General features: G+C 72.4%; 16 protein-coding genes and 1 pseudogene. All 17 read right to left on the reverse strand.

Going from position 1 to position 24851, the window contains the following annotated elements; translation table 11 throughout:
• Positions 1-234: 234 nt before the first annotated feature.
• Positions 235-942: a thioesterase II family protein gene (locus IF88_RS0125135; protein WP_030716768.1), complete on the reverse strand. Its 708-nt coding sequence runs from the start codon at positions 940-942 to the stop codon at positions 235-237.
• Positions 943-1023: 81 nt separating this feature from the next.
• Entirely contained in the window at positions 1024-1644 is a 621-nt protein-coding gene (locus IF88_RS0125140) for a 4'-phosphopantetheinyl transferase family protein (RefSeq protein ID WP_158754565.1), read from the reverse strand.
• A gap of 101 nt (positions 1645-1745) precedes the next feature.
• Positions 1746-2720 carry a nucleoside-diphosphate kinase gene (locus tag IF88_RS0125145; protein ID WP_078893124.1) on the reverse strand — a complete coding sequence of 325 codons (975 nt, stop codon included), beginning with the start codon at positions 2718-2720 and terminating at the stop codon, positions 1746-1748.
• Positions 2721-2738: 18 nt separating this feature from the next.
• Complete coding sequence (locus tag IF88_RS0125150; RefSeq protein WP_030716779.1) at positions 2739-3683, reverse strand: hypothetical protein; 945 nt, start codon at positions 3681-3683, stop codon at positions 2739-2741.
• A 3-nt stretch (positions 3684-3686) separates the two neighbouring features.
• Positions 3687-6305, reverse strand: coding sequence for an aminopeptidase N (gene pepN / locus IF88_RS0125155; protein WP_030716782.1), 2619 nt, complete (start codon positions 6303-6305; stop codon positions 3687-3689).
• A gap of 3 nt (positions 6306-6308) precedes the next feature.
• Complete coding sequence (locus IF88_RS0125160; RefSeq protein ID WP_030716785.1) at positions 6309-7046, reverse strand: tyrosine-protein phosphatase; 738 nt, start codon at positions 7044-7046, stop codon at positions 6309-6311.
• Positions 7043-7546, reverse strand: coding sequence for a CYTH domain-containing protein (locus tag IF88_RS0125165; protein ID WP_030716787.1), 504 nt, complete (start codon positions 7544-7546; stop codon positions 7043-7045). Before IF88_RS0125165 ends, IF88_RS0125160 begins: the two co-directional genes overlap by 4 nt.
• Positions 7543-9096 (reverse strand): amino acid adenylation domain-containing protein, encoded by a 1554-nt coding sequence (locus IF88_RS0125170; RefSeq protein ID WP_030716790.1) that lies wholly within the window; start codon positions 9094-9096, stop codon positions 7543-7545. The genes IF88_RS0125165 and IF88_RS0125170 overlap by 4 nt, the downstream gene beginning before the upstream one ends.
• A gap of 980 nt (positions 9097-10076) precedes the next feature.
• Positions 10077-11186, reverse strand: a pseudogene (locus IF88_RS49645) (HAD-IIIC family phosphatase); the annotation flags it as partial.
• A gap of 2 nt (positions 11187-11188) precedes the next feature.
• On the reverse strand, positions 11189-12175 hold the full coding sequence (locus tag IF88_RS0125180; RefSeq protein ID WP_030716795.1) for a 3-oxoacyl-[acyl-carrier-protein] synthase III C-terminal domain-containing protein: 987 nt from the start codon (positions 12173-12175) through the stop codon (positions 11189-11191).
• Positions 12172-13281, reverse strand: coding sequence for an acyl-CoA dehydrogenase family protein (locus tag IF88_RS0125185; RefSeq protein ID WP_420711002.1), 1110 nt, complete (start codon positions 13279-13281; stop codon positions 12172-12174). Before IF88_RS0125185 ends, IF88_RS0125180 begins: the two co-directional genes overlap by 4 nt.
• Positions 13278-13577 (reverse strand): acyl carrier protein, encoded by a 300-nt coding sequence (locus IF88_RS0125190; RefSeq protein WP_051837518.1) that lies wholly within the window; start codon positions 13575-13577, stop codon positions 13278-13280. Before IF88_RS0125190 ends, IF88_RS0125185 begins: the two co-directional genes overlap by 4 nt.
• Before the next feature lie 49 nt (positions 13578-13626).
• The gene (locus tag IF88_RS0125195; RefSeq protein ID WP_051837526.1) at positions 13627-14499 is read right to left on the reverse strand and encodes a 3-hydroxyacyl-CoA dehydrogenase family protein; all 873 of its coding nucleotides are present in this window, start codon (positions 14497-14499) and stop codon (positions 13627-13629) included.
• A complete protein-coding gene (locus tag IF88_RS42310) occupies positions 14492-18004 on the reverse strand; it encodes a thioester reductase domain-containing protein (protein WP_051837520.1) in 3513 nt (1170 codons plus the stop codon). Before IF88_RS42310 ends, IF88_RS0125195 begins: the two co-directional genes overlap by 8 nt.
• A complete protein-coding gene (locus tag IF88_RS0125205) occupies positions 18001-18324 on the reverse strand; it encodes an acyl carrier protein (protein WP_030716811.1) in 324 nt (107 codons plus the stop codon). The genes IF88_RS42310 and IF88_RS0125205 overlap by 4 nt, the downstream gene beginning before the upstream one ends.
• A complete protein-coding gene (locus IF88_RS0125210) occupies positions 18321-22952 on the reverse strand; it encodes a non-ribosomal peptide synthetase (RefSeq protein WP_030716814.1) in 4632 nt (1543 codons plus the stop codon). The genes IF88_RS0125205 and IF88_RS0125210 overlap by 4 nt, the downstream gene beginning before the upstream one ends.
• Positions 22945-24819 carry a non-ribosomal peptide synthetase gene (locus tag IF88_RS0125215; RefSeq protein WP_078893126.1) on the reverse strand — a complete coding sequence of 625 codons (1875 nt, stop codon included), beginning with the start codon at positions 24817-24819 and terminating at the stop codon, positions 22945-22947. The genes IF88_RS0125210 and IF88_RS0125215 overlap by 8 nt, the downstream gene beginning before the upstream one ends.
• Positions 24820-24851: the final 32 nt, after the last annotated feature.

The following is a 24851-nucleotide window of genomic DNA, read 5'->3' on the forward strand; positions in this document are numbered from 1 at the left end:
GGGGCGACTTCAGCGGGGACGGGCGCACCATTTGGCCCCATTCGGTAATTTCGCCCATTCATTCACAACCGAACGTGTGTAGTCTACAACCTGCTGATGTCGCGCTATAAGCGTGCCCATTCCGGCTGCAATCACCAGGCGCTGAGGCTCGCGTTTGACGTACGAAATCCGCTTGCGGACATTCGCCTCCGGAAAGGCGGACTCGTCGCGGTCGGAAGGCCCGGGATCTGGACATCAGCCGGCCGGTTCGGCGATCGCGGCGAAGCGGCGCTCGACCGCCTCGACGTACTGCCGCCGGTTGACGGGATCGAAGAGGGCGAAGTGGCCGCCGGGGACGACGTGCACCTCGCACTCCGCGGCCGAGTGGGCGCCCCACCCCGCCAGCACGTCCTGGTTGACCAGACGGTCCTCTCGTCCGCACAGGACGGTGATGGGTGCGTCGATGCGCAGGCCCCTGCTCCGCTCGGCGCTCTCCCTGCCGAGCCTGAGGTCCGCGCGCAGGTTGTCCAGGAGGGCCGTGCGCCATGCCGTGTCCTCCAGGATCGCGGACGGCATGTCCCCGCCGAGTTCGAGCAGCCGCAGGACGTCCTCGTCGCTGGAGTGCTCGGAGAGCCAGCCGATGCCGTCGCGCGGCTCCTGCCCTGACGCGATCAGACCGACGCAGTGCTCGCCGAGGGCGTGCGCGAGGTGGAGACCGAGCGTCGCGCCCAGGCTGTGACCGAGTATCAGCGTGGGCAGTTCGGGCAGACGGATCGCCTCGAGGCTGGTGAGCACCTCGTCCAGGGTGGCGCCGGGCGGCTCGGTCCTGCGGCGCTCCCGGCCCGGGAGCGTGAGCCCGAGTATCTCGACGTCGTCGGGGAGATCACCGAGCAGCCGCAGGTAGCGGTTGGGACCACCGCCGGAGTGCGGCACGACGAGGAGCCGGGCGCGGGGTACGGGCACGGGCTCCCCGTACGGTCGCAGCCGCGACCACCATGGTGGCTGGGCGGTCGTTCGAACGCGCACTGTGGGGGCCTTCCTGGATCAGATGTGGTGGCGATGGACGGCGACGGCGGCGGCCATGTCGTCCGCTTCGAGGGGAACGTCGGCGATCTGCCAGCCCGGCGGGGCGGCCGGCTCCGGTGTCGCGCCGACGTAGTCCTCCGAGAGCGGCCGCGAGAGACCGGTTCCGATGCCCTTCAGGTAGGCCTCCTTCCGGCACCAGGTGCGGGTGAAGGCCCGTGGCAGCTCGGACCCGGGGAGCTTGCCCAGTTCGGCGCGCTCGGTGGGGTGCAGGGACCCGACGAGCGGCGCCGCGGCCTCGGCGGTCGCGGTCTTCTCCACGTCCACGCCCACGGGCGTGGCTGCCACGGCGATGAGTCCCAGGTGCTCGCTGTGGCTCAGGGAGAAGTGCAGGGGATCGCCCGATACGCCCGGCCGGCCGTGCGGTTCGCCGCAGCCCGGGCAGGCCCGGCGGGTGAACGGCACGGCGGCCGGGGCCACACCGAGGAGACGGCCGAGGACGAGCCGCAGCGCGAAGTGGGTCACCGCGTACGTGTCCCTGTCCTCGCTGCGGCGGAACCGGGCGGCCCGGGCCCGCTCCTCCTCGCTGAGCACCGCCGCCAGGGCGCCTTCCCACTCCCCCGCCAAGTCCTCGGCGTGCACCAGGAACAGGGAGGGACAGGGTTCCGGTCCCGCTACCGGGACCGGACCCCCTGACGGCAGTGCGATGGCGTCTCCCGGGGAGAGCCGCACGACGGACGGGATCACGTCAGCCAGGAGTCCGGTGCCGGGTTGCCGATCACCTTGATGGCGCCGGGCTCGTCCTCCTGGATGTGGCTGGCGCCCACGATGGCGAGATCCCAGACGTCCAGCTTGAGTTCGAGCGAGCCGAGGACACTGGCGAACTCCCGCCACGGCAGCAGTTCACCGCGCTCCGCACCCTCCAGCCACGCCCGGATCCGCCCCGCGGGCTCCGCGAGGTCGGGACGCTCGGCGGCGCGCTCCGCGACCAGCTCGTCGATGCGCCGCGCGGCGGCCGCACGGTCGAGGATGACCCCGCCGAACTCGCCGGAGTGCAGCACGCGGTCGAGGAGCTCCTCGTCCGCCGGGGACGGGACGCCTTCCGCCAGCCGGCCGAGCAGCCGGTGACGCGGTGCGGGATCCATCAGCAGGTTCAGCTCGCGGACCAGGTCGGCCGGCTCATCGGCACAGTGGATCATGCTGCACAGCCGGTTGGGCCGCTTCAGGAGGCTGCGCAGGCTGTCCGCGGCCTGCTGCGAGATGTCCGCCTTCCCCTTGAGCGAGCTGAGGTGGACGGTCGCGGGGACGGCGTGGCTGCCGTGGCTGCGCAGGAGCAGCATCAGGGTGGGGCCGGCCTGCAGCACGATGTCGTTGACGGCGAGGCGGTCCAGCGAGGCCAGTGTGTGCTGGTGCCGCCAGAGTTCACGGCCCGTGTGCCGGTTGAAGTGGAACATCTCGGCGCCGACGACGCTGAAGTCGTGATCGGCGAGGAAGTCCAGGATGACCTTGAGCTTCCCGGTGGCCATGCCGTCGGGCTTGACCAGCATCAGCGCGGAGCGGTGCAGGACCTCGTCCCGCCGGCCGCCGAAGGCCTCCTGGCACTCGCTCAACCCCTCGCGGAAACAGGTGTCGAGCTCGTAGTGGTACGCCTTGACCGGCATACGCGTGAGGGTGCTCCAGTTCGTGGGGCCCATGTCGCCTATCACTCTCTCGTTCATGGTGGTGCGGGTCCGGTGTCAGCCGTGCAGCACTGCTGCCAGGCGTTCGAAATTGCTGTCCAGGTCGGTGGAGAGACCGAACTGGAGGACTGTCATGTCCGAGAGCCGCGCGCGCAGGTCGCTCTCCACCTGCTCCAGTACGGCGGGGCTGTCCTTGCCCGCCGCGAAGTCGCTGCGGCACAGGTCGAGTACCGCGTCGACCTCCAGTGGCCGGACCGTCTCGTGCTCCCGGGTCAGGACGAGCAGGGCCCGCGGGCGTACGGCGGACCGCAACCGGCTCTCGTAGACGGCGGGCCATTCGACGCGCTTCTTGTCGCGCGCGGGAACCTGTGCGGCCGGCGCGTCGGCGAGCTCCGGCCTGCTCTTGATCAGAGCCGGGTCGAGGTAGGCACAGCGGGGGTATCCCCAGAACCGGCCCTCCGTGTCGTCGATGTGCCGCATCATGGCGTCCTCGCCGGCGAAGTCCGCGCCCTTGAAGAGGCCCCATGCGGTGAACGTCGACTTGCCGACACCGCTGTCCGCGGTCACCAGGGCGGCGCGGCCGTCGACGGACAGCGCGCCGGCGTGCAGCCCGTAGTGCCGGTCGGAGCGGAGCGTGAGGACGAGGAAGGCCTTCTCGACGAGCCAGCGGCCCCACACGACGGGGTCGTCGAGGTCGGAGCGGGCCAGCGTCACCCGTACCGTCCAGCGCCCGGGGGTGATCGCCGCCCGGGAGCTTCCGGTGTCGAGGACGACCACGTCCGAGGTGTCCCAGTGCTCCGGGAAGTAGGGCGGCGGCACGGCTTCGCGGTCCGTGTCGGTCAGCTCGATGGACAGGTGCACGGTCTGCGGCGTCCACGGCGACCGGGTCGCGTCGCCGGTCCGCAGCGGGGCACCGAAGAGCCGGCCCACCACGGCCTCGGCTTCCGGGGGCGCCGTGCAGGCGACCTGGTACCCGTAGAACTCGTAAAGGTCTTCTCGCATGCGCTATCCCCTCCGGGCGCGGTCGGTGGCCTGTGCGCGCAGGGCGCGCCCGGCGTCGTCGTACTGCTCCAGGATCAGTCGGCGCAGCGCGGGCGGGGCCGCGGCCTGGCGCTCCAGCCAGACTTCGGCCTGGTCGAGCGCGGGGCCGTCCACGACCGCCGGGTAGAGACCGAGGACGATCTGCTTGGCCATCTCGTGGCTCCTGGTCTCCCACACGCCGAGGACCGCTTCGAAGTACCGGTCGGTGTACGGCGCCAGCAGCGCGGGGTCGAGGGTCTCGGCGAAGCCCGCGATGACCGCCCGCTGGAGCTGGTTGGGCAGGTCGCCGCGGTCCACCACGGCCGCCCAGGCGGCTGCCTTGGCCTCCGCGTCGGGCCGGGCGGCACGGGCCGTCGCCGCGTGGCACTCGCCCGCGGGTGTGGGGTCACGGCGCTGCTCGGCCGCGATGCCGTCCTCGTCGAGGCGTCCGGCGGCGGCCAGGCGCACCACGATCGCCCAGCGCACCTCGGCGTCCACGGCGAGCCCGGGAACCGGGGTCGCTCCGTCGAGGAGCGCGGCGAGCAGGTCGAGGTGCGCGTCGGTACGGGCGGCCGTGACGAAGGCCCGCGTCCAGGCGAGTTGGTGGTCACTGCCGGGCTCGGCGGCGCGCAGCCGTTCGAGGGCGGCGGCCGCCCAGTCGGCCGTGAGGCGCACGCGCTCGGCCGGGTCGGTGAAGTGGTTCAGGGCTTGCAGGACCTGGCGGTGCAGCGACTCCACGACGCCGATGTCGCTCTCCGAGCCGATCGCCGAGAGCACCAGGCTCAGGTAGTCCCGGGCTGCCAGCTCTCCGTCGCGCGTCATGTCCCACGCCGCGGCCCAGCACAGGGCGCGGGGCAGCGGGTCGGCGAAGGAGCCGAGGTGCCGCGTCAGAGCGCGCAGGGACACCTCGTCGAAGCGGACCTTGGCATAGCTGAGGTCGTCGTCGTTCAGCAGCACCACGTCGGGGCGGCGGCGCCCCACCATGTCGGGTACGTCCGTGTACGCGGCGGCGGCGACGTCCAGTTCCGTGCGGTGCGTGCGCCGCAGCCGCCCGTCCGCGCCGTCCAGCGTGTAGGAGCCCACCGCGATGCGGTGCGGGCGCAGCGTCGCCTCGCCCGGGACGCCGGGCGGCAGGGCCTGTGCCTCCTGGCGGATGCGGAAGGCGGTGATGATGCCGTCCGCGTCCGTTTCGATCTCGGGCCGCAGCACGTTGATCCCCGCGGTCTCCAGCCACTGCTTCGACCAGGTGCCCAGGTCGCGCCCGGAGGCCTCCTCCAGTGCCCCCAGCAGGTCCGTCAGCCGCGTGTTGCCGTAGGCGTGAGCGGCGAAGTAGGCGCGTACGCCCTCGAAGAAGGCGTCCATGCCGACGTACGCGACCAGCTGCTTCAGGACGGAGGCGCCCTTGGCGTAGGTGATGCCGTCGAAGTTGACGAGGACGTCGTCGAGGTCGTGGATCTCCGCCACGACGGGGTGGGTGGAGGGCAGTTGGTCCTGCCGGTACGCCTTGGCCTTCTGGTGGTTGGCGAACGTCGTCCACGAGTCGGCCCACCGCGGGTCGGGCCCGAGCGCCTGGCAGGCGAACGAACTGTAGGTGGCGAAGGACTCGTTGAGCCAGAGATCGCTCCACCACGCCATGGTGACCAGATCGCCGAACCACATGTGGCTGAGCTCGTGGAGGATCGTCGCGGCCCGCTTGCGGTGGGCCGCTTCGGTGGCCCGCGAACGGAAGACGTACTTCTCGTGGAACGTGACGGCGGCCGCGTTCTCCATGGCCCCCGCGTTGAAGCCCGGGACGAAGATCTGGTCGTACTTCTCGAAGGGGTAGGGGTGGCCGAACCGGTCCTCGAACCAGTCGAAACCCTGCCGCGTCACCGCGAAGATCTCGTCGGGGTCGAGGTGTTCGGCCAGGCTCTTCCTGCAGTACAGGCCGAGCGGGATGGTGCGCTCGCCGCGCCGGTGCTCCGCCCGCACGGCGTGGTAGGGGCCGGCCACGAGGGAGACGACATACGTGGAGAGCCTGGGTGTGCGCCCGAACGACCACACCGTGGCGGCGCCTTGGCGTCCGTCCCCGTGCTCTTCGGTGGCCTCCGCGACGGTGACGGCGGCCGAGTTGGAGACCACCGTCCAGTCAGCGGGCGCGGTCACGGTGAAGCTGAACTCCGCCTTCAGATCGGGCTGGTCGAAGCAGGCGAAGACCCGCCGGGCGTCCGCGACCTCGAACTGGGAGTAGAGGTAGATGTTGCCGTCGACCGGGTCGGTGAAGCGGTGCAGCCCTTCGCCGGTGTTCGTGTACGCACAGTCCGCCACCACCCGCACCTCGTTGCGGCCGGCGACGAGGTGCGAGAGCTCGATCCGGGAGTCCCGGAAGACCCGGTCCGCGGCCAGGGCACGGCCGTTGACCACGACCTCCCGCACCCGGGGGGCCCGCAGGTCGAGGAAGACCGGCGCGTCCGAGTCCGCGCAGTCGAAGCCGATCTCCGTGACCGACGGGAAGGTGTCGGAGCCGGCGGCCTCACGCAGGTCGAGCGTGATGTCGTACGTGTCCACGGTGACCGCGTGAGAGCGGTGTTCGGCCTCCTGGGCCGTCAGGTTCGTCCCGGGCATGCTTCAGGCGTCCCCGCCGGTGAGGAGCCGGGACCGCAGCCGGTCGACCGTGGCGTCCGTGAGCTGGACCCGGTCCTTGAGGTAGCCGTGTACGGATCCGTAGCGGGATTCGAGGTCGGCCAGGACCAGCTCCATGATCTCCGCGGGGGCGCGTCCGTAGCCCGGCCACTTCATGACCCGGTCGGGGTTGGCGGTGTGCCAGTCCGCGAGCAGGCGCTCCGTGGCCAGCTCCGTCAGCTCGAAGTCCGCGAGCACGTCCTCGCGGTCCACTCCGAGCAGGGTGAGGACGAACACCCCGATGAGCCCGGTGCGGTCCTTGCCCGAGGTGCAGTGGAAGACGACCGGGCCGGGGGCCCCGGCGATCTGCTCCAGGACCTGCCGGATCTCCTCGGCCCCGTCCTCGGTGACCTCGGCGAAGCGGTCGGCGAGGTAGCGCCACGGGTCGACGTCGGGGGAGATCTCCGCCTGGTCGTACGGCTGGTGCTCGATGCTCAGGTTGACGTAGTGGAAGCGCTCGGCCTCGGGCACCCGGCCCTTGGCCTCGATCTCCCAGGGATAGCGCAGGTCGATGACGGTCTGCACGCCGAGCTCCAGGAAGCGCTCCCAGTCGGCCCCCTGCAGCTTGCCGAGCGAGTCGGCCCGGTACAGCGTCTGCCAGGCGACGGTCCTGCCGTCGGCCGAGCGGTAGCCGCCCAGGTCACGGAAGTTGTGCAGTCGCTCGAACGCAACGTGCCGGTTCATCGGGTCTCTCCTTGTTCGTCGGGCACCGCTCGTGCCGAAGCCGCGAGTACACGGTTGCTCCAGGCCGGACTGCCGGTCACTTCCTCGCCGAACCAGTCGGGCGGCTCGAAGCTCCTGGCCTCCTCCAGAGTGTCGAACTCGACCTCGACCACGCGCAGTCCGGCCAGGGCCCCGTCGTACTCGTCGACGGTCGCCACGTGGTGCTCCAGGGGAACGTTCCAGCGGTACTTGCTCAGGCAGTCGCCTCCGGCCAGATCCCAGAGCTGCGTGAAGACCGCGTCGTCGATCTCGAACTCGACTTCCTGGCGCACCATGGCACCCGAAGCGGCGTCGAAGGTCTTCACCGTCATGACGCGGGCGTCCCGCTTGGACCTGACCCGGAACTCCACGGGGGCGCCCTGGGGCGACAGATAGGCCTGGCGCAGCTGCTCCCCGGTCGTACCCGGGGGCACCCGCCAACCGTCCGCCACCGTGAACTTGCGCTCGATCTCCAGACTCATCGCACAACCACCCGCAGCGCGCTGTCGGTGGCGAGCCGCGCCCGGTCGAGCTTCCCCGACGGGGCGAGCGGCATCTCCGAGACCACCACGAGCCGGTTGGGCAGCATGTGCGCGGGCAGCCGCGTGCGGCACGCCTCGCGCAGCTGCGCGGTGAGCTGCTCGGTCGCCGTCCGGTCCGGGGCGAGGGCCACATAGGCGACGAGGAGCGACTCGCCGCCCGCGGTCTCCTCGGTCAGGACGACCGCGTCGAGGACGTCGGACTCGGCGCGCAGGGCCGCCTCCACCTCGCCGAGTTCGACGCGGAACCCGCGCAGGCTGATCTGCCGGTCGTTGCGGCCGAGGTACTCGTACGTGCCGTCGGGCAGCCGCCGGGCGACATCACCCGTGCGGTACCAGGTGCGCGTCTCGTCGTCGCCGGCCAGCTTGAGCCGGGGGAACCGCTCCGCCGTCAGGTCCGGCTGCCGGAAGTATCCGTCGGCGAGCCCCAGGCCCGCGATGTACACCTCGCCCGGCTCGCCCTCGGGCGCCGGCTGCCCCTCCGGGGTCAGCACGGCCATCCGGTGGTGCGCCAGCGGCTCACCGATCCAGGTGCCGGAACCGTCGGACGCCACCCGGTCCTCGGTGAGCGCGCCGAAGGTGGTGTGCACGGTCGTCTCGGTGATGCCGTACATGTTGACCAACGTCTCGGCTCCCGGACGCAGTTGCATCCACCGGCGCACCGACATGGGGTCCAGCTGCTCGCCGCCGAAGACCACGTAGCGCAGGGAGAGCGGGACGGGAGCGCGCTCGTACGCCTTCGGCATGTACTTGAAGAAGCTCGGGACCGCGTTGAGCACCGTGACCCGTTGCTCGGCGAGGAGTTCGAGGAACGCCGCGGGACGACGGGCGGTCTCCGGCGGCACGATCACGAGCCGCCCGCCGAACAGCAGGCTGCCCCAGATCTCCCATACGGAGAAGTCGAAGCTGTAGCTGAAGTACTGCGTCCACGTGTCGTCGGGACCGAACTCGAACGGGCCGTCCGAGCAGGACCTGAACAGTTCGAGGACCGCGCTCTCGGGGACGGCCACCCCCTTGGGCTGCCCCGTCGACCCCGACGTGTAGATCACGTAGACCGGGGTGCCCTCGGGCCTCGGCAGGGGTTCGGCGGATGCGGCCGCGTCACCGTCCGAGCGCACCACCCGGTCGAAACCGGCGGGCAGCGCGGCGTTGTCCGGCGCCGAGATCACCGCGCGCACGCCGCTGTTCCGCACCATGAAGGCGAGCCGGTCCGCCGGGTACGAGGGGTCCAGCGGAACGTAGCCGCAGCCGTGACCGAGGATGCCGAGGATCGCCGCGACGACTTCCCAGCCTCGTTCGAGGCTGATGCCCACCAGGTCCCCGGGTCGTACGCCGTGGAGCGCGAGGCCGGCGCGGTACTCCCGGGCCGCGGTCTCGAGTTCGCGGTATGTGATGTCGAGCGGGCCGTCCGTGATCGCCACGGTGTCGGGGCGCTGGGCGGCCTGCCCGGCGAACACCTCGTAGAGGGAGGTGGCCTGCTTCAGCTCGTGCATGGTTCTCCTGGTCACTCGGCGGACTTCGTCGGCAGGGCGACGAGGGCCGCGTGCAGCCTGTCGTAGCTCTCGTCCAGGTCGTCGGAGACCTCGAACTCCCACAGCGGCAGCCCCGCCAGGACCTCCCTGAGGTCCTCCTCCACCGCGGCGACGCCTTCGGCGCTCTTCGCGGTGGCGTAGTCCTCGCGGCAGCGGTCGAGGGCCTCTTCGATGTCCAGCTCGCGCGGTGCACCGCCCTCGCCCCTGACCAGGAAGACCAGGCAGGAGGGACGGGCCCGCGACAGCAGCCGGTCTTCCAGCGCCGCGGGGACGGTGACGCGGCACTTGGCACCGTTCTCGATCGGCGCGGCGGTCGCGTCCTGGAGCGCCGTGCTGCGGGCGATCATCTCGGGGCTCAGGTACAGGGCGCGGGGGTAGCCCCACAGCACACCGCCGGGCTCGTCCATGTTCCTGGCCAGGATGTCCTCGCCCACCAGGCGCGCCCCGCGGTGCAGCGCCCAGTACGTGAACGTCGACTTGCCCACGCCCGCGGCGGCGGTCAGGACGGCGACCCGTCCATCGGCCTCGATGGCCCCCGCGTGCAGCGGGTAGCTGCGCGGGGAGCGGCAGACGAGGTACAGGAAGAGGCGCTCGAGGATCCACCGGCCCCATACGGCGGAGCTCTCCAGGTCGGCCCGGGCCAGCACGAGTTCACCCGAGGCGCTCGTCGGGTCGAACACGCAGCGGGAGCTGACCGTGTCGATCACGATGGGGTCGCCCGTCATCACGTCCAGGTTGTGCGGCGGGTTCACGGCTTCACCGGCCGGACCGTCCTGCACCGAGAAACCGAGCCGCACGGTGCGGCTGTGGGCCCCGGTCAGGGCGTCATCGGCCACGGCCGGGCCGAAGAAGTCCCGCACCACGCCGCTCGCGGCGACGTCGTACGAGCATTCCACGCGGTAGCCGTAGCACTCGTGCACGGAGTGGATCCGGTCGGCGCCGAGCGTCGGGGCCGTGACCCGCATGGTGGTCGAGACCTCCTGGGCGGTGGGGACGAGGTGAAGCCGCTGGATGCCGGATTCCGCGCCGTCGGCCGCGTCGGATCCGGCTGCCGGGCCGCAGTCCGGGCACGGCTGCTGGGTGAAGCCGGCGAACCTGTAGGCCACTTCCATGATCCGGTTGCGGTCGGTGGCGCGGAAGTCGGCGGTCAGGTGCACGCCGGCGCGGTGCGCCTGGGCCATGAGCCAGCGCAGGATCGTCGCGCCGGTGCCGAAAGAGACCACGCGGCAGGACGTGGCCAGGAGCTTGAGGCGCCAGCTCTCCCTGCCGCGCTCCAGCAGCATCACGCCGACGGCACCGTGGCTGCCGAAGCGGTCGGTCAGGCTCATGACGAGGACGTCGTGGTCCGGGTCGGCGAGCAGGGCCCGCAGGTCGGCGTCCGAGTAGTGCACGCCGGTCGCGTTCATCTGGCTCGTGCGCAGCGTCAGCTCTTCGACCCGTGCCAGATGCTCGTCGCCCGCGTGCTCGATGACCAGGCGCAGGTCGAGGGACTTGAGGAACTCCTCGCTGGATCCGACGTGTTCCTGCTCGGCCTGTTCGCGCTGGAAGCCCGCCCGGTACATCGCACGGCGGTTCGCCGCGTCCTGGGTGACATGGGCGGGGCTGAACTCCGGCAGCCCCGTCAGCTCCGTGGCGCGCTCTGCCTCGTAGGTCCGCACGGCGGGCAGCTCATGGGTCACCTCGGCACGCTCGGTGGGCTGGTCGTCGATGAAGGCGACGACCGACTCGGCGAACTGGAGCTGGCTCGCGATGGTGCGGACGGAGTCCGACTTGCGGCCCCAGCCGATCTGCGGGAGGACGAAGTACTCGGCCATCCCGAGCTTCTCCAGCCGCTCCCAGGCGAGGTCGTGGTCGTTGCGGCTGGCGACGGACTGCAGGATGCCCCGCGCGTCCAGCTCCACCACGGTGCGCCGGATCTCCTCGGGCAGCTCGACCTCTTCGTCTTCGAGGATCGTGCCGCGCCACAGGGTGTTGTCCAGGTCCCAGACCAGACACTTGACCAGGGGCTGGTCGGCTTCGGCCGGCGTCGGCCCGGCTGCGGATTGCGACATGGTCAGATCTCCCAGAGTGTGGCGGCCCAGGCGGCGACCGGGCTGTTGTTCAGGACGAGCACGTGATCGCCGTGCCGCAGTCCGCCCTCGGCGAGCAGCAGTTGCAGGTTGAGCACGACGTCCATCGCCCCCAGGTGGCCGAACTCCGTGAGATGGCGTCGGCAGACGGGGTGGATGGGGAGTCCGAGCAGGGTCTCGTAGAAGTCGAACGCCCCCGAGGTGACGTTCTGCATCAGCGTCGCGGCGACGTCCTGCTTGCCGATCCCCGCGTCGGCGAGCACCTCGTCGACCAGGCGGCCCAAGCGCTGCCGGCTGTGCAGGGCCAGCTCGAACCGGTAGCGGTCCGCCGACTGGCACTCCTCGCGCCACTCGTACCAGGGCGCGGACTTGTAGTCGACGCGGAAGAGGTCGTGGAAGGTGCCGTCGCTCTCCATCCGGTGGGCGCGCAGCACCGGACGGCCACCGCGCACCATGGTCATGGCGTACGCGCCGTCACCGATCACGGTGACCGGGTAGCGCACCCGGTCGGCCCCCGTGGGGCGGCTGGCGTGGGCGATCACCGCGCTGTCGCGGCCCGGGTCAGCTGCGATCAGGTCGCGGGCCAGCGCCCACGCCGCGCTGGAGCCGGTGCAGCCGAGGCCGTCCACGGTGAAGGAGAAGGTACCGGTCAGGCCGGCCTCCGCCTGCACCTGGCCGACGTCCGAACCGAGCAGCACGTCCGGGGAGCGGGGGCTGACCAGGATCAGCAGATCCGGGTGATCGGTCTCCGCCAGGCCGAGCCCGCGCACGGCCTCGGCCGCGAGGCCGGCGGTGGCGCGCCCGTCGAACACGCCGACGGTCTCCACGCCCGAGCCCCGGGCGAACTCGGCTTCCTCGTGGCCGAGCAGACCCGTCTCGGGCAGATCGGCCACCTTCGTCCGTTCGTCCGGCAGCAGGCAGTGGATGGCACCCAGGCCGATCTCGTCGCCGTTACCGTCACGCTTCGTCATGCCCACACCGTCATTGCCTCGTCAGCCAGGAGCAGCTGGCTGATCTCGTTGCTTCCTTCGATGATTTCCATCAGCTTGGCGTCCCGGAACGCGCGGGCCACCACGTGCGAGGAGGTGGCTCCCGCCGAAGCGAGCACCTGTACGGCGCTGGCCGCGCCGCGCGCCGCGTGCCCGGCGGCCACGTGCTTGGCGAGTACGGCCGCCGACGTGTGCTGCGGCCGCTTGGCGTCCCAGTCCGCGCTGGCGCGCTCACAGGCGTGGGTCGCGGTGCGCTCGCCCACGTGCAGCTCGGCGATATGACGTCGGATCAGCTGGTGTTGCGAGAGCGGGCTGCCGAAGGTCTCCCGCCGGGCGCTGTGGCGTACGACCTCGCGCAGGCAGGCCCGGAGCATGCCGACGCAGCCCCAGGCCACGGAGATCCGCCCGTGGGTCAGCGAGGAGGTCGCGAGCATGGTCACCGGCATCCCCGCACCGCCGAGCAGGTACTCCGCGGGCAGCCGCACGCCGCTGAGGCGCACGGTGGAGTGCCCGGCCGCACGGCAGCCGAGCGGGTCGGGCACGCGCTCGATGCTCACTCCGGGGGCGTCGGCCGGGACCACGGCCATGGCGGCCCCGTTGCCGTACCGGCCGAAGACCACGAGCAGGGACGCGTAGTGGGCGCCCGTCACCCAGGTCTTCACCCCGTCGACGACGATCGAGTCGCCGTCCCGGGTGATCTCGGTGGCCATCGCGGCCAGGTCGCTGCCGGCCCCCGGCTCACTGAACGCCACTCCCGCGCTTTCGCCGGACGTGAGGCGCGGCAGGAAGTCCGCCTGCTGCTCGGCCGATCCGAACCGGGACACGGTCCAGGCGGCGATGCCCTGCGACGTCATGATGCTGCGCAGGGAGCTGCACACCTCGCCCGTGGCGGCGATCAGCTGCCCGTTGTCGAGACTGCTCAAGCCGAGGCCGCCGAAGTGTTCGGGGACGTCGGCGCAGAGCACGCCCTTGGCGCCGAGCTCGCGGATCACCTCGCGCGGCAGTTCGGCGCGGCGGTCCCACTCCTCGGCCATGCCCTCGGCGAGACCGGTGACGAGGACGGCCGCCTGCTCCATCGCCTCGTTCACGAGCGGACCCCGTCCCGTAGCCGCTCGACGAGCGCCACCATGGCCTGCACGCTGCGGAAGTTGTCCATCCGCAGCTCGTCCCCCTGGACCGCCACGCCGTACGCCGTCTCCACGTGGACGACCAGTTCGAGGGAGAACAGGGAGGTGATCGCCCCGGAGGCGAACAGGTCGGTGTCGGGGGCCACCGGCACCTTCACGCGGCCCTCCAGGAAGGAGAGCAGCGCGGCCTCGATCTCGGCGGCGGTCGGCTGGGCGGAAGAGGTGGTGGACACGGTGATCAGGGGCCTCTCGGTCATGGGTCCCGAAGGGACGGCGGTGGTCGGGTCAGGGTCCGGACGGGTCGGGTCAGGGTGTGTACGCATAGAAGCCACGCCCCGTCTTGCGTCCGAAGTCACCCGCGGCGACCTTGCTGAGCAGCAGGTCGCACGGCGCGTACCCGGCGTCGCCGGTGCGCTCGTGGAGTACCCGCAGACTGTCGACGACGTTGTCGAGCCCGATCAGGTCCGCGGTGGCGAGCGGGCCCGTCGTATGGCCGAGACAGCCCTGGAAGAGGGAGTCGACGCCCTCGTGGGAGGCGATGCCCTCCTCGACGATCCGGGCGGACTCGTTGATCATCCGCTGGAGGATCCGGTTGATCACGAAGCCGGGGCCGTCTCCCACCACGATCGACTCCCGGTCGAGGGCGGTGAGCAGCGCCAGGGCCCGGCCGAGCGCGGCTTCGGAGGTGCGCGGCCCTCGGATCACCTCGACGGTGCGGATCAGGTACGGCGGGTTCATGAAGTGCGCGCCGAGGACGTCGGCCGGGCGGGCGGTGTGCCCGGCGAGCTCGTCGACCGGGATGCCGGAGGTGTTGGTCACCACCGGCGTGCCGGGAGCCACCAGCTCGGACACCTCGCTGAGGACCTTGGCCTTGACCGCCGGCAGTTCCACCACGGCCTCCACCACGACCGTGGCGTCCCTCACCTCGTCGAGGGAGGTGGTGGTCACCAGCGGGGGGTGCGTCGTGTCGCGCGGCAGCTTGCCGAGGAGCTGCCCCTGGCGGATGCGCAGCGGCACCTCCCGGGCGGCCCGCTCCAGCGCGGCGGCGTCCACGTCGACGAGGACCACCGGAATGCCGTGGCCGAGGGCCAGTGCGGCGATTCCCACGCCCATGACTCCCGCGCCCAGCACGGCGAGCAGATCGGTCTGCTGTCGTTCCGTCACGTCTTCCTCACTCATTTCGATCGGGTCCGGGTGTGCCACGGCTCCCGAGTAGTTCCAGATAGGCCGGGTCCTTGCCGGCGAGGTGCCGCAGCGCCGTGCGCAGCAACTCCCCGCTGGGCTCCGGGCTGTGGCCGCTCTCGGCCAGCCAGGGGCGCCATGCCACCGCTTCGACGGCGCTGTCGCCGCTCTCGTGTCCTGCGAGGTCGTAGAGCGCCATGCTGCTCAGCACCTCGTTGTCCGAGGCACGGGCCCGCTCGACCACCGCTGAGAGCCAGTCGGATCGGCTCAGCGGTTCGGTGGGCAGTCCGCTCTCGCCGAGCAGGGCGAACAGCCGCTGCGCGCTGACCCCTTCGGGTGCCACGAGGTGGAAGGCCCGCCCCGCCGCGCCGGGCGTGAACGCGAGGTCGACGACGGCCCGCGACACGAGGTCGACGGGTGCCATCGGCATCGGCCGGTCGTCCAGCGGATGGGCCCCCGCGGCGAGGCCGGCGGCCAGCATGCGCCAGAGCATGTCCTTCGGGTTGCAGGCGCCGGTGACGGTCGAGCCGAGGATGAGGCCGGGCCGGAACACGCGTACGCGCATGCCGTCCGTCTCCGCGCGCTCCAGGAGCCGCTCGCAGACCCACTTGCCGACGCCGTAGCCGCCCGCGGCGGGGTCGAGCGGCTGCTCCCTCGTCTCCAGGGTCCGGCCGTCGGCGCCGAGCGCGGCTCCCGTCGCCGCCAGCGAGGAGACGAAGTTGAACTCCCGCACGCCGTGGCGCCGCGCCCAGCGCAGCAGACCGAGGGTGGGGACGACGTTGTCGTCGCGCAGTTCGCTGTAGGGCTCGGTGAACACCACCCGGGCGGCGCAGTGCATGATGTGCCCGACACGGCGCGTCAGTTCGCCGTCGCGGTATTCGTCACAGACCTTTTCGACGTCGCGCAGGTCACCGGTCACCACCCGTACCCGCTCGGGGTCGGGTACGGGCAGCCCGTACGAGGCCGCGGCTTCCCGCAGGCGCCGTTCGCCCTCGGCTTCGCTGTCCGCACGCACCAGGCAGTACACACGGCGCTGCGTCGCGGCGAGGTGCTGGTGCAGGAGGAACGCGCCGAGGAAGCCGGTGGCTCCGGTGAGGAAGACGTCGGTTCCCGGGGCGGTGGCGGTTGACGCCTCTCCCAGCGACAGCCCGAGATCGGCGTCGACGAGTGCGCCCTCGCCGTCCGCGATTTCCCCGTCGGCGTTCTCCCCGTCGGCGGGCGTCGCGTCCTCGGCCTTCAGCCCGGCGCGCACGGTGGCCGCGAGCTTGCGCACAGTGGCCCGGCTGCCTCCGACGCGGTGCAGGTTGACCAGGACGCCGAGCCGCGCGTGGACCTCCAGCCCCATCTTCACCGACAGCAGGGACGTCCCGCCCAGCGCGCCGAACTCGTCGTCGAGGCCGATGTCCGGGGTGCCGAACAGCTCGGCCCAGATGGCGAGGAGCGTCTCCTCCGTCACGTCGGCGCCCGTCGGACGGCCTTCGGCCGCCGGTACGCCGGTGCCCGCCGCAGTGGCGGGGGCGGAGACGGCCCGTACGTCGATGCGGTCGAGGGCCCAGTAGCGGCGCCGCTCGTAGGGGTAGGTGGGCAGGGCGAGCCGCCGTCCGCGGGCGCCCCGCGCGAGGTACGCCCAGTCGACCTCGGCGCCGTGGAGCCACGCCGTGGTGACGGCCTCGTCCAGGGCGTCCGGCTCCGGCACGCCCTGCGGGCCGAGCACGAGCAGGTGGGCGCCGGCCGGGGCGTCCTCGGCCGACAGCCACAGGACGTGGGTGTGCGGCGCCGGATCGGCGGGGGCCTGCGTGACCACGTCGGCCCGGCCGTTGAAGGCCTTCACCAAGTGGTCGAGGAGCGGCTTGGCCGGTACGGCCTCCCCGTGCTCCGGGGCGACCAGGACGACCTTGCCCGGTGTGGCCCGCACGGTCCGCGCATGCGGCGGACGCGGCAGCCGCAGGGCGGCGGCGAGCCGGTCCGGGGCGGCCGTCACGACCCGGCGCTCGGCGAAGGAGCGGCGGCCGACCCGCAGGGTGTGGGCCACGTCGCCCGCGGGGGCACCGGCGTCCAGGCTGTCGGCCAGCAGGCGTGACAGCGCGTCCAGTTCGGTGCGCGTGCGGGCGGACAGGACGAGACGCGTCCGGTCGGCGGGCTCGGCCGCGGGGCGGGTGGGGGCGGGGGGCGGTGCGAGCACCACGGTGGCGTTGGTACCGCCGAGGCCCATCGAGTTGACCAGGACGTGCCAGCCGTCGCCGTCGCCGTCGCCGTCGATGGGCGACGGTGCCTTCGGGATCCGGAAGGGGCTGTCGGCGAGGACTCCCGGGTCCCGGGGGTGCTCGAAGGACGGGTGCGGCGGTACGACGCCGGTGTACGCGACCTGTACGGCCTTGATGAATCCGGCGATTCCCGCGGCCCAGCCGGCGTGCCCGATGTTGGCCTTCACCGAACCGAGGGCGCACCCGCCGGGGCTCGGCTGCAGGGTTCCGGCGCTCTCGGCGGCGGTCCGGAACCCCTCGGTGAGACCACGGAGTTCGAGGCTGTCGCCCAGCTGGGTGCCGGAGCCGTGTGCTTCGACGTACCGCACCGTGTGCGGCGCCGTGTCCGCCACCGCGAGCGCCCCGGCGACGACCCCGGCGAGCCCCGTGGAGCTGGGCGCCGTGAAGCCGGAGCGCTGGGACCCGTCGTTGCCGACCGCGCTGCCGCGCACCACGGCGAGCACGGTGTCGCCGTCGGCGAGCGCGTCGGCCAGGCGGCGGAGCACCACGGCCCCCGCCCCCGCACCTGCGGCGGTGCCGGTGGAGCGGGCGTCGAACGGGCGGCAGTGCCCGTCCTCGGACATCACCCCGCCGGGCTGGTAGTTGTAGCCGACCAGCGGGTCGCTGACGGCCGCACCGCCGACGACGGCCAGGTCGCATTCGCCGGACAGCAGGCTGAGGACGGCGTAGTGCACTCCGGTGAGGGAGGACGAGCACGCCGTCTGGACGCCGACCGAGGGGCCGCGCAGGCCCAGTTTGTACGCGACGCGCGAGGCCAGGAAGTCCGGTGCCCCGCCGAGGGTGAGGTCCAGGTCGTCGACCGCGGCGGCGAGGCCGCCCTCACGGAGCTTGGCCGCCTGCAGAGCCACGGTGTAGGGGCTCGGGCCGCCGCTGGCGAAGACGCCGACGACCGGCCCCGTACCGGACTCGCCGGGGGCGTGCCCGGCGGACTCCAGGGCCTCCCAACAGACTTCGAGGAAGAGCCGCTGGCCGGGGTCGATGCTTTCGGCCTCGGCCGGGGAGTAGCCGAAGAACTCGGCGGCGAACATTTCCACGTCGGGGACCGTTGCGGCCACCCCGACGAAGTTCGGGTCGTTCAGCTCAGCGTCGGACAGGCCGGTGGCCCTCAGTCTCTCGTCGGACTGGGCACGCGTGGACACGACCCCCGACATCAGGTTGTTCCAGTACGCCCCGGTGTCGGGGCCGTCGGGGAATCGGCAGCCCAGGCCGACCACCGCGATGTCCGTCGTACGGCTCATGCCCGGTCCTCCACGGTCTCGGAACGGTTGCGGCCGAGCAGCTGGGACCGGGCGCGCGCGCCCAGGCCCGCGTCGACCGCGGCACCGGCAGCGGCATCGGGCCCCGCGGCGAGCAGGGCGGCCTGTGCACGGATGGTGGGATGGTCGAAGAGGTCCTCCAGGGCGATCTCGCGCATCGCCAGTTCCTCCAAGTGCTCCTGGAGTACCATGACGAGCAGCGAATGGCCGCCCGCGTCGAAGAAGTTGACGTCGGTGTCCTGGACCTCGGTGCCCAGCACCGTGCTCCAGATCCGTCGTATGTCCTCCGTCGGGTCCGTCACGGCTGTATTTCTCCAGTCTCCGGACCCTGTTCGGGCCGGTCGGCGTGCGCGCCCTGGGGCGCCGGGGTCAAATCGTTCAGGACTCGGAAGTCCGGATGCGTGGCCAGCAGGTCGGCGGCACGCGCCACGTCACTCAGCAGAGCGTCCACGGTCGTGCGGTCGAACAAGGCCGTCGAGTAGGACAGTTCGAGCTCGATGCGATCGTCGGTGTCCCGCAGCATCAGTTCCAGCTCGTACTTGATGCGCAGTCCGGGCGGCGTCGCCTGCCGGGCCCCTACCCCGGGCCCGAGGTCGGGCACGGCGGGCGGACCCGACGCGGCGGTCACGAGGACCGGGGTGACGGGCGGGCGGCCGAGGCCGCGGCCGGGGTCGAGGCCGGCGACGAGCTCCTCGAAGGGGACGTCCGCGTACTGGTAGCTCGTCAGGCTCTCCTTCCTCACAGAGGAGAGGAGTTGGCGCCAGGTCGGATCGTCCCTCAGGTCGACCCGCAACACCAGCGTCTTGATCAGCATGGCGACCGCCTCGGTTCCCGCGACGCTCTCGCGCCCGGCCCAGGGGAAGGCGAAGAGGAAATCGCGCTGGCCGCCGGGCCGCGCGAGTGCCGCGGCCAGCAGGGCGGGCGCCGCCATCGAAGTGGTGACGCCTGCGCCGGCGAGGACCTCGCGCAGCCGGGCACTGGTGGCCCCGGACAGCCGGACGGCGCAGCTGTCCGCCGCGGTGTCCTGCACGGACGGGCGTTCGCGGTCGCGCGGGAGCTCGATGTCGGTGGGCGCTCCGCGCAGCCGCTCCAGCAACACCTCGATGCGGGCCGCGCGTTGGTCGGCGCCGAGTGCGGCCCAGCCGTCGGGCAGCGCGCCGGGGTGGACCGCCGGGGGCAGGTCGGGCCGTACACCGGCCACGACCGCCCGGTACGCCTCGCCCAGCTGCCGCATCAGGAGCTGCTGGGCCCAGCCGTCGGCGACGATGTGGTGGCACACCAGGACCAGTACGGTGCGGTCGCCGACCGCGGCGATCTCCGCTCGGGCCGGAGCCTCCTCGGCGAGGTCGAACGGCGTCCAGCACAGCTCCTTCAGGTGCTCCGCGAACCGTTCGTCGCCGCGTCCGGTCCAGTCGCTCAGGCGGACCTCGGGGGCGGTGCCGTCGGTGGTGTAGAAGACCTGCCTGCTGTCGCGGTCCAGGGCGAACCTGGAGCGCAGCGCCGGGTGGTGCCCGAGGACGTGGGTCAGGGCCTGGGCCAGGGCCCGGCGGTCGACCGGGCCGGTGAACTCCACGACGGTGGGCGCCAGGTAGGCGGTGCGCTGGCTGGCGAGCCGGTCCAGGAACACCATGCGCTGCTGGATCGGGGTCGCCGGGTGACGGCCGCCTTGCGGCGTCGGTGCCGCACCGTCGCGCGGCCCGCCGGGTGCGGTCTCCCGCAGCCGGGCGAGGCCGTCCACGGTCGGCTGGGCGAGGAAGGCCCCCAGCGCCGGCGCGGCGCCGTCCTCGCGCTCGATGGCGGCCAGCATGCGCACGGCCAGCAGCGAGTGCCCGCCCAGCGCGAAGAAGTCGTCGTCGGGGGCGAGCGAACCCGCCCGGAGCGCCTCCGCGGAGGCGCCGAGCCGGCCGTCGGCTCCCAGCGCGGACAGGAACTGCTCGCTCGCCCACCGCTGCGCCGGGTCCAGCTCGGCGGCCCGTCGCTCGGCCCGGGGCAGCGGTACGTCCCGCAGCGCGCGCAGCGCCCGGAAGTCGATCTTGTCGTTCGGGGTCATGGGCAGGGCGTCCACCGCATGGACCGCGCCGGGCAGGACCGCCGCGGGCAGCCAGCGCAGCAGCGGCCCGACCAGTTCGTCATGGGTCGGTGCCGCGCCGGGGTCGGCGAGGACGACGTACGCGACGAGGCGCTCGGGGTCGTCCTCGTCGACGGTGACCGCGGCGGACAGCACTGCTTCGTGCTGCTCCTCGAGGAGTGCGGCGACCTCGGCGGGTTCGATCCGGTTGCCGAGGATCTTGACCTGATCGTCGGCGCGGCCCAGGTACTCGATCAGACCGTCGCCGCGGACCACGACGCGGTCGCCGGTCCGGTACATCCGGGCGTCCGGCTCGTCCGCCGGGGCGAACGGGTCCGCGAGGAAGGCCGCGGCGGTGAGGTCGGGGCGGCCGAGGTAGCCCCGGGACACGCCGTCCCCCGCGAGGTAGAGCTCGCCGGGCACGCCGGGCGGCAGCTCCTCCCCCGCGGGCCCGAGCACGTAGGCCCGGGTGTTCCACACGGGTGAGCCGATCGGCGGCGCCTGCGGGTCGTCCGGGTCGACCGACGCGGACAGGCTGGTGCACGAGACCTCGGTGGGCCCGTAGACGTTGCGCAGGGACACCTGCCAGCGCCGTGCGCACTCCGCGGCGAGGGCACGGGTGAGCTTCTCGCCGCCGAGGTGGATCAGCCGCAGCGAGGTCCCGGGGTGCCCGGCGCCTGCGGTGTCCGCCCTGTCTTCGGCGTCCAGCACGGCGCGCAACAGGCCGGGCGTCATGGACACCACCGTGCTGGTGCGCAGGAGGCGGAGCAGGGCCCGGCCGTCCTTGCGCTCGACGTCGTCGGCGTAGACCAGCTCCGCGCCCGAGGCGAGCGCGCGGAAGGTCTCGAAGGTCGCCGGGTCGAACGAGGTGCCCACGACGCACAGCAGCCTGTCGTCCGGCCCCAGTCCGGCGTCATCGGCCCACCACAGCACGGTGTTGGCGAGTCCGCGGTGGGGGACGGGAACGCTCTTGGGCCGGCCGGTGGTGCCCGAGGTGTAGATGACCACGGCGGTGTCGTCGCCGGTGAGGGCGGGAGACCGTCGCTCGCCCTGGGGGCCGTGCCGGAGCCCCTCCACATCGATCACGCGTACGTCGGTGTTCACCCGCCGGAGCGCCGCGGCCCCGGCCGCGTCGGCGAGGACGACCCGGGCGTCCAGGTCGCCGAGTACGTGCTCCAGGCGCTCTACGGGTGTGTCCAGGTTCAGCGGGACGTAGGCGCTGCCCGCGCGCAGGGTGCCGAGCCAGCCCGCCACCAGGGCGGGGCCGCGCGCGGCGAGCACGGGGACGACGCCGCCGATGCCGCCTGCGCCTTCGGAGCCGAGGCGCGCGGCGACCGACCAGGACCAGTCGTCGAGCTCGCCCCTGCTGAGCCGGGTGTCGCCCACGCGGACGGCGGTGGCGTGCGGGTCGTCGGCCAGCCGGGAGGCGAGCACGTCGAGCAGCGTCCGGTCGGCGGGCGGTTCGTTTCTGCTCAGGTCCTTGCGGGGTCCGGCCAGCACGCCCGGGATGGCGGCGCCCGGAGCCCTGCTGGACAGGGGGAGCGCGGCCAGCGCGGTCTCCGGGGCGCGCACGGCTGCGGCAAGGAGTGCGAGATAGGCGTCCCGGAAGCGCTCGGCGGTCTCTTCGGAACAGAGCGCGAGGTCGTACTCGATGGTGCCGACGACCCCGTCGGCACGCTGCTCGATCAGGAGGAGCAGGTCGTACCGGGCGGTGCCGGTGGGCAGCAGTTCCGGCTGCTCCCAGCGGTGGTGGCCCGATGCGCGGGGGGCCGGCATGTTCTGCAGGCCGAAGGCGACCTCCACCAGCGGGCCCCGGCCGGATCCCCGCTTGGCGGCGGTCAGTGCCGTGAGCCGGTCGAAGGGGATGTCCTGGTGGGCCAGGGACCGGAAGGACTCCGTACGCGACCGCAGGCACAACTCTTCGAACGTGATGTCGGGTGCGGGGCCGCACCGGAGCGGAACCGTGTTGACGAAGCAGCCGACCACGCCCTCCAGGACGGGCTTCGGGCGGTTCGCCATGACGGTGCCGACGACGAAGTCCTCCGCCCCCGACCAGCGGCGCAGCACCTCCTGGAAAGCGGCGAAGAGCACGACGAAGGGGGTCGCCCGCAGCCGGGTGGCGACCAGGCCGGTCTCCTCCCACAGGTCCGCCGGCACGGAGAACGCCAGATGACCGCCCGTGCGGACGTCGTCGCTGGGCGCGCCTCGGCCGGGGAACAGCGGAGAGTCGGCCGCCTCGGCCAGCTCGTCGGCGCGTCGGGCCGCCCGGCCCTCCACATCGCGCTGCTGCCAGGACTCGCTCTCCCACGCGGCGAAGTCGGCGTACTGGAGCGCCGGTTCGCCGGAGGGGACGCCACCCTGGGACAGGGCCGCGTCGTACGCCTCGCGCAGGTCGTCGAAGAACGTCGCCAGGGACCAGCCGTCGAAAGCGATGTGATGGACCGTCAGCAAGAGGGTGTCACCCTCGGGCGCTCCCTGCCACAGGTGGCACCGCAGCAGGGGCCCGCTCTCCAGGTCGAAGGGGACCCGCGCGACGGCGTCGAGCTCGTCCGGACCCGGCCTGGTATCGAGTGCGCTCACCGTGACGTCGACGGCACGGGGCGGGCCCACGACCTGCACGGGCCGGCCGTCGTGCGACGCGTACGTGGTGCGCAGCGCCTCATGACGAGTGGTCAGGTGCAGTAAAGCCCGGCGCAGGGCCGGCACGTCCACCGTCTCGCTCCAGCGGAGCAGCAGCGGCACGTTGTAGGCGGCAGTGCCGGGATGGGCCTGCTCGATGAACCACAGGCTCTGCTGCGCCGCGGAAAGGGGCGCCTGGGACGCACCGCGCCGGCCGAGGACCGGGGTGTTCTGATCAGCCATTTTCGTGCCCACCCGTCCCGCGACCGGACATCGAGCGCCGCACCACGTCGATCAGTTCGGTCAGGTCGGCCGCCAGCAGGACGTCCGCGGGGCCGAGGTCGACCGACGCGGCCTCGCTGATGCGCGACGACAGCTGGATCGCGAGGATGGAGTTGCCGCCGGACGCGATGAAGTTGTCGTCGACGCGGGCGTCGGGCACGTCGAGGACCTCGCACCACAGGCGCAGGACGTCGCGGGCCACGGAGTCCGGATCGGGAAGTCCGTCATCGGCGGAACTGGCGGAACCGGCGGGTGCCGGCTGCGGCGTTCCCGCCTCGGCACCGCCCGCCAGCAGTGCGGCACGGTCCACCTTGCCGGTGGGGCCGAGCGGCAACCGGTCCAGAACGCTCCACCGGGCCGGAAGCATGTAATCGGGCAGCACCTCGGTGAGGGCGGCCTGCAACTTTTCCACGACAGCGGCGTGTTCGAGGGTGTCGTGGGCCGCGGCCGGCACCACGAAGCCGACGAGCGCGGCCGAGGCCCCCTCGGCGATCTTCTCGACCACCGCGGTCTCGACGAGTCCCGTGGCGACGGCTGCCCGCTCGATCTCCTCCAGCTCGACGCGGAAGCCCCGCACCTTCACCTGCCGGTCGAGGCGCCCGAAGATCTCCAGTCGGCCGTCCCGGCCCCTGCTCACCACGTCGCCGGTGCGGTACAGCGTGCCCAGGTCCTCGGAACCGGGAACGGTGACGAACCGTTCGGCCGTGAGGTCGGGGCGGCCTTCATAACCGAGCGCGACGCCCGGTCCGCCGATGCACAGTTCGCCGCGCTCTCCGTCCGGGACGGGGAGCAGGTCGGGTCCGAGCACGTGGAGCGTGGTGTGCTGGATCGCGTGGCCGATCGGCACCCGGTCCGTGTGGTCGAGGCGCTCGGGCGTGAGGTCGTAGTACGTGGCGAAGGTGGTGACCTCCGTCGGTCCGTACACGTTGACCAGGCGCTTCGGCGGTCCGGCCGCCAGCACGCGGCGCGCGGCCTCGGGCGTGAGGGCCTCGCCGCCCACGAGCAGGGTGTCCAGGACGCCCAGGGCGGCGGGCCGCTCATGGGCGATCATGTGGAACAGCGCCGTGGTCAGGAACAGCGCGTCGACCCGCTCGGTACGCAGCAGCTCCAGCCAGCCGTCGAGGCCGGCGGCGACCACGGGCGGCAGGACCACGACGGTGGCGCGGGCGGACAGGGCCGCCCAGATCTCGAAGGTGGTGGCGTCGAAACTCGGGTTGGCGGCGTTGCCCACGCGGGTGCCCGGCCCGATGGTGCAGTACGTCGGGTCGTCGACGAGGCGGCGCACGGCACGGTGGGGCACGACGACCGCCTTGGGCAGACCGCTCGTGCCGGAGGTGAAGTTCACGTACAGCGCGTCGTCGGCACCGCTCGCGTGACTGGTGCCCAGGGGGTCGCCCGCGCACTCACGGACCACCTCGATCACGGGCAGCCCCGGAGCCAGCGCCTGCACACGGGCGATGTCGCCGGGTGCGCCGATGACGGCGCGCGCCGCGGTGTCGGTCAGCTGTGCGGCGCGGCGTCGCGACGGCGCGCCGTTGTCGAGTGGTACGTAGCGTGCTCCTGTGCGGGCCACGGCGAGCATGGCCACCACGAGGTCCGCACTGCGGTCCAGGGCGATCCCGCAGGCGTCGCCGGGGCCGACGCCCGCGGCGGTCAGCCGCGCGGCGACGGAACCGGCCAGGTTCCACAGGTCGCGGTAGGTGAGGCGACGTCCGGTGGTCGCCTCGTGCACGGCGAGCGCGTCGGGGTGGTGCTGCGCGTGCTGTCCGATGGGGTGGTGCACTCCGGCCACATTGTCGGCCCGGGAGTAGGCATTCTGGGTGTCCATGACGAGTGGCGTCTCTTGAGAGGTCGGATACG

This window comes from Streptomyces sp. NRRL F-2580 (genome assembly GCF_000720115.1).
Lineage (GTDB): Bacteria > Actinomycetota > Actinomycetes > Streptomycetales > Streptomycetaceae > Streptomyces.

Excerpts from the sequence above, each read along its gene's own strand:
- IF88_RS0125165 (WP_030716787.1), bottom strand. The coding sequence starts at position 7,546 with ATGAGTCTGGAGATCGAGCGCAAGTTCACGGTGGCGGACGGTTGGCGG.
- IF88_RS0125160 (WP_030716785.1), bottom strand. The coding sequence starts at position 7,046 with ATGAACCGGCACGTTGCGTTCGAGCGACTGCACAACTTCCGTGACCTG.
- IF88_RS0125215 (WP_078893126.1), bottom strand. The coding sequence starts at position 24,819 with ATGGACACCCAGAATGCCTACTCCCGGGCCGACAATGTGGCCGGAGTG.
- IF88_RS0125145 (WP_078893124.1), bottom strand. The coding sequence starts at position 2,720 with ATGAACGAGAGAGTGATAGGCGACATGGGCCCCACGAACTGGAGCACC.
- IF88_RS0125195 (WP_051837526.1), bottom strand. The coding sequence starts at position 14,499 with ATGAGTGAGGAAGACGTGACGGAACGACAGCAGACCGATCTGCTCGCC.
- pepN (WP_030716782.1), bottom strand. The coding sequence starts at position 6,305 with ATGCCCGGGACGAACCTGACGGCCCAGGAGGCCGAACACCGCTCTCAC.
- IF88_RS0125170 (WP_030716790.1), bottom strand. The coding sequence starts at position 9,096 with ATGCACGAGCTGAAGCAGGCCACCTCCCTCTACGAGGTGTTCGCCGGG.
- IF88_RS0125150 (WP_030716779.1), bottom strand. The coding sequence starts at position 3,683 with ATGCGAGAAGACCTTTACGAGTTCTACGGGTACCAGGTCGCCTGCACG.
- IF88_RS0125210 (WP_030716814.1), bottom strand. The coding sequence starts at position 22,952 with ATGGCTGATCAGAACACCCCGGTCCTCGGCCGGCGCGGTGCGTCCCAG.
- IF88_RS42310 (WP_051837520.1), bottom strand. The coding sequence starts at position 18,004 with ATGAGCCGTACGACGGACATCGCGGTGGTCGGCCTGGGCTGCCGATTC.
- IF88_RS0125190 (WP_051837518.1), bottom strand. The coding sequence starts at position 13,577 with ATGACCGAGAGGCCCCTGATCACCGTGTCCACCACCTCTTCCGCCCAG.
- IF88_RS0125180 (WP_030716795.1), bottom strand. The coding sequence starts at position 12,175 with ATGACGAAGCGTGACGGTAACGGCGACGAGATCGGCCTGGGTGCCATC.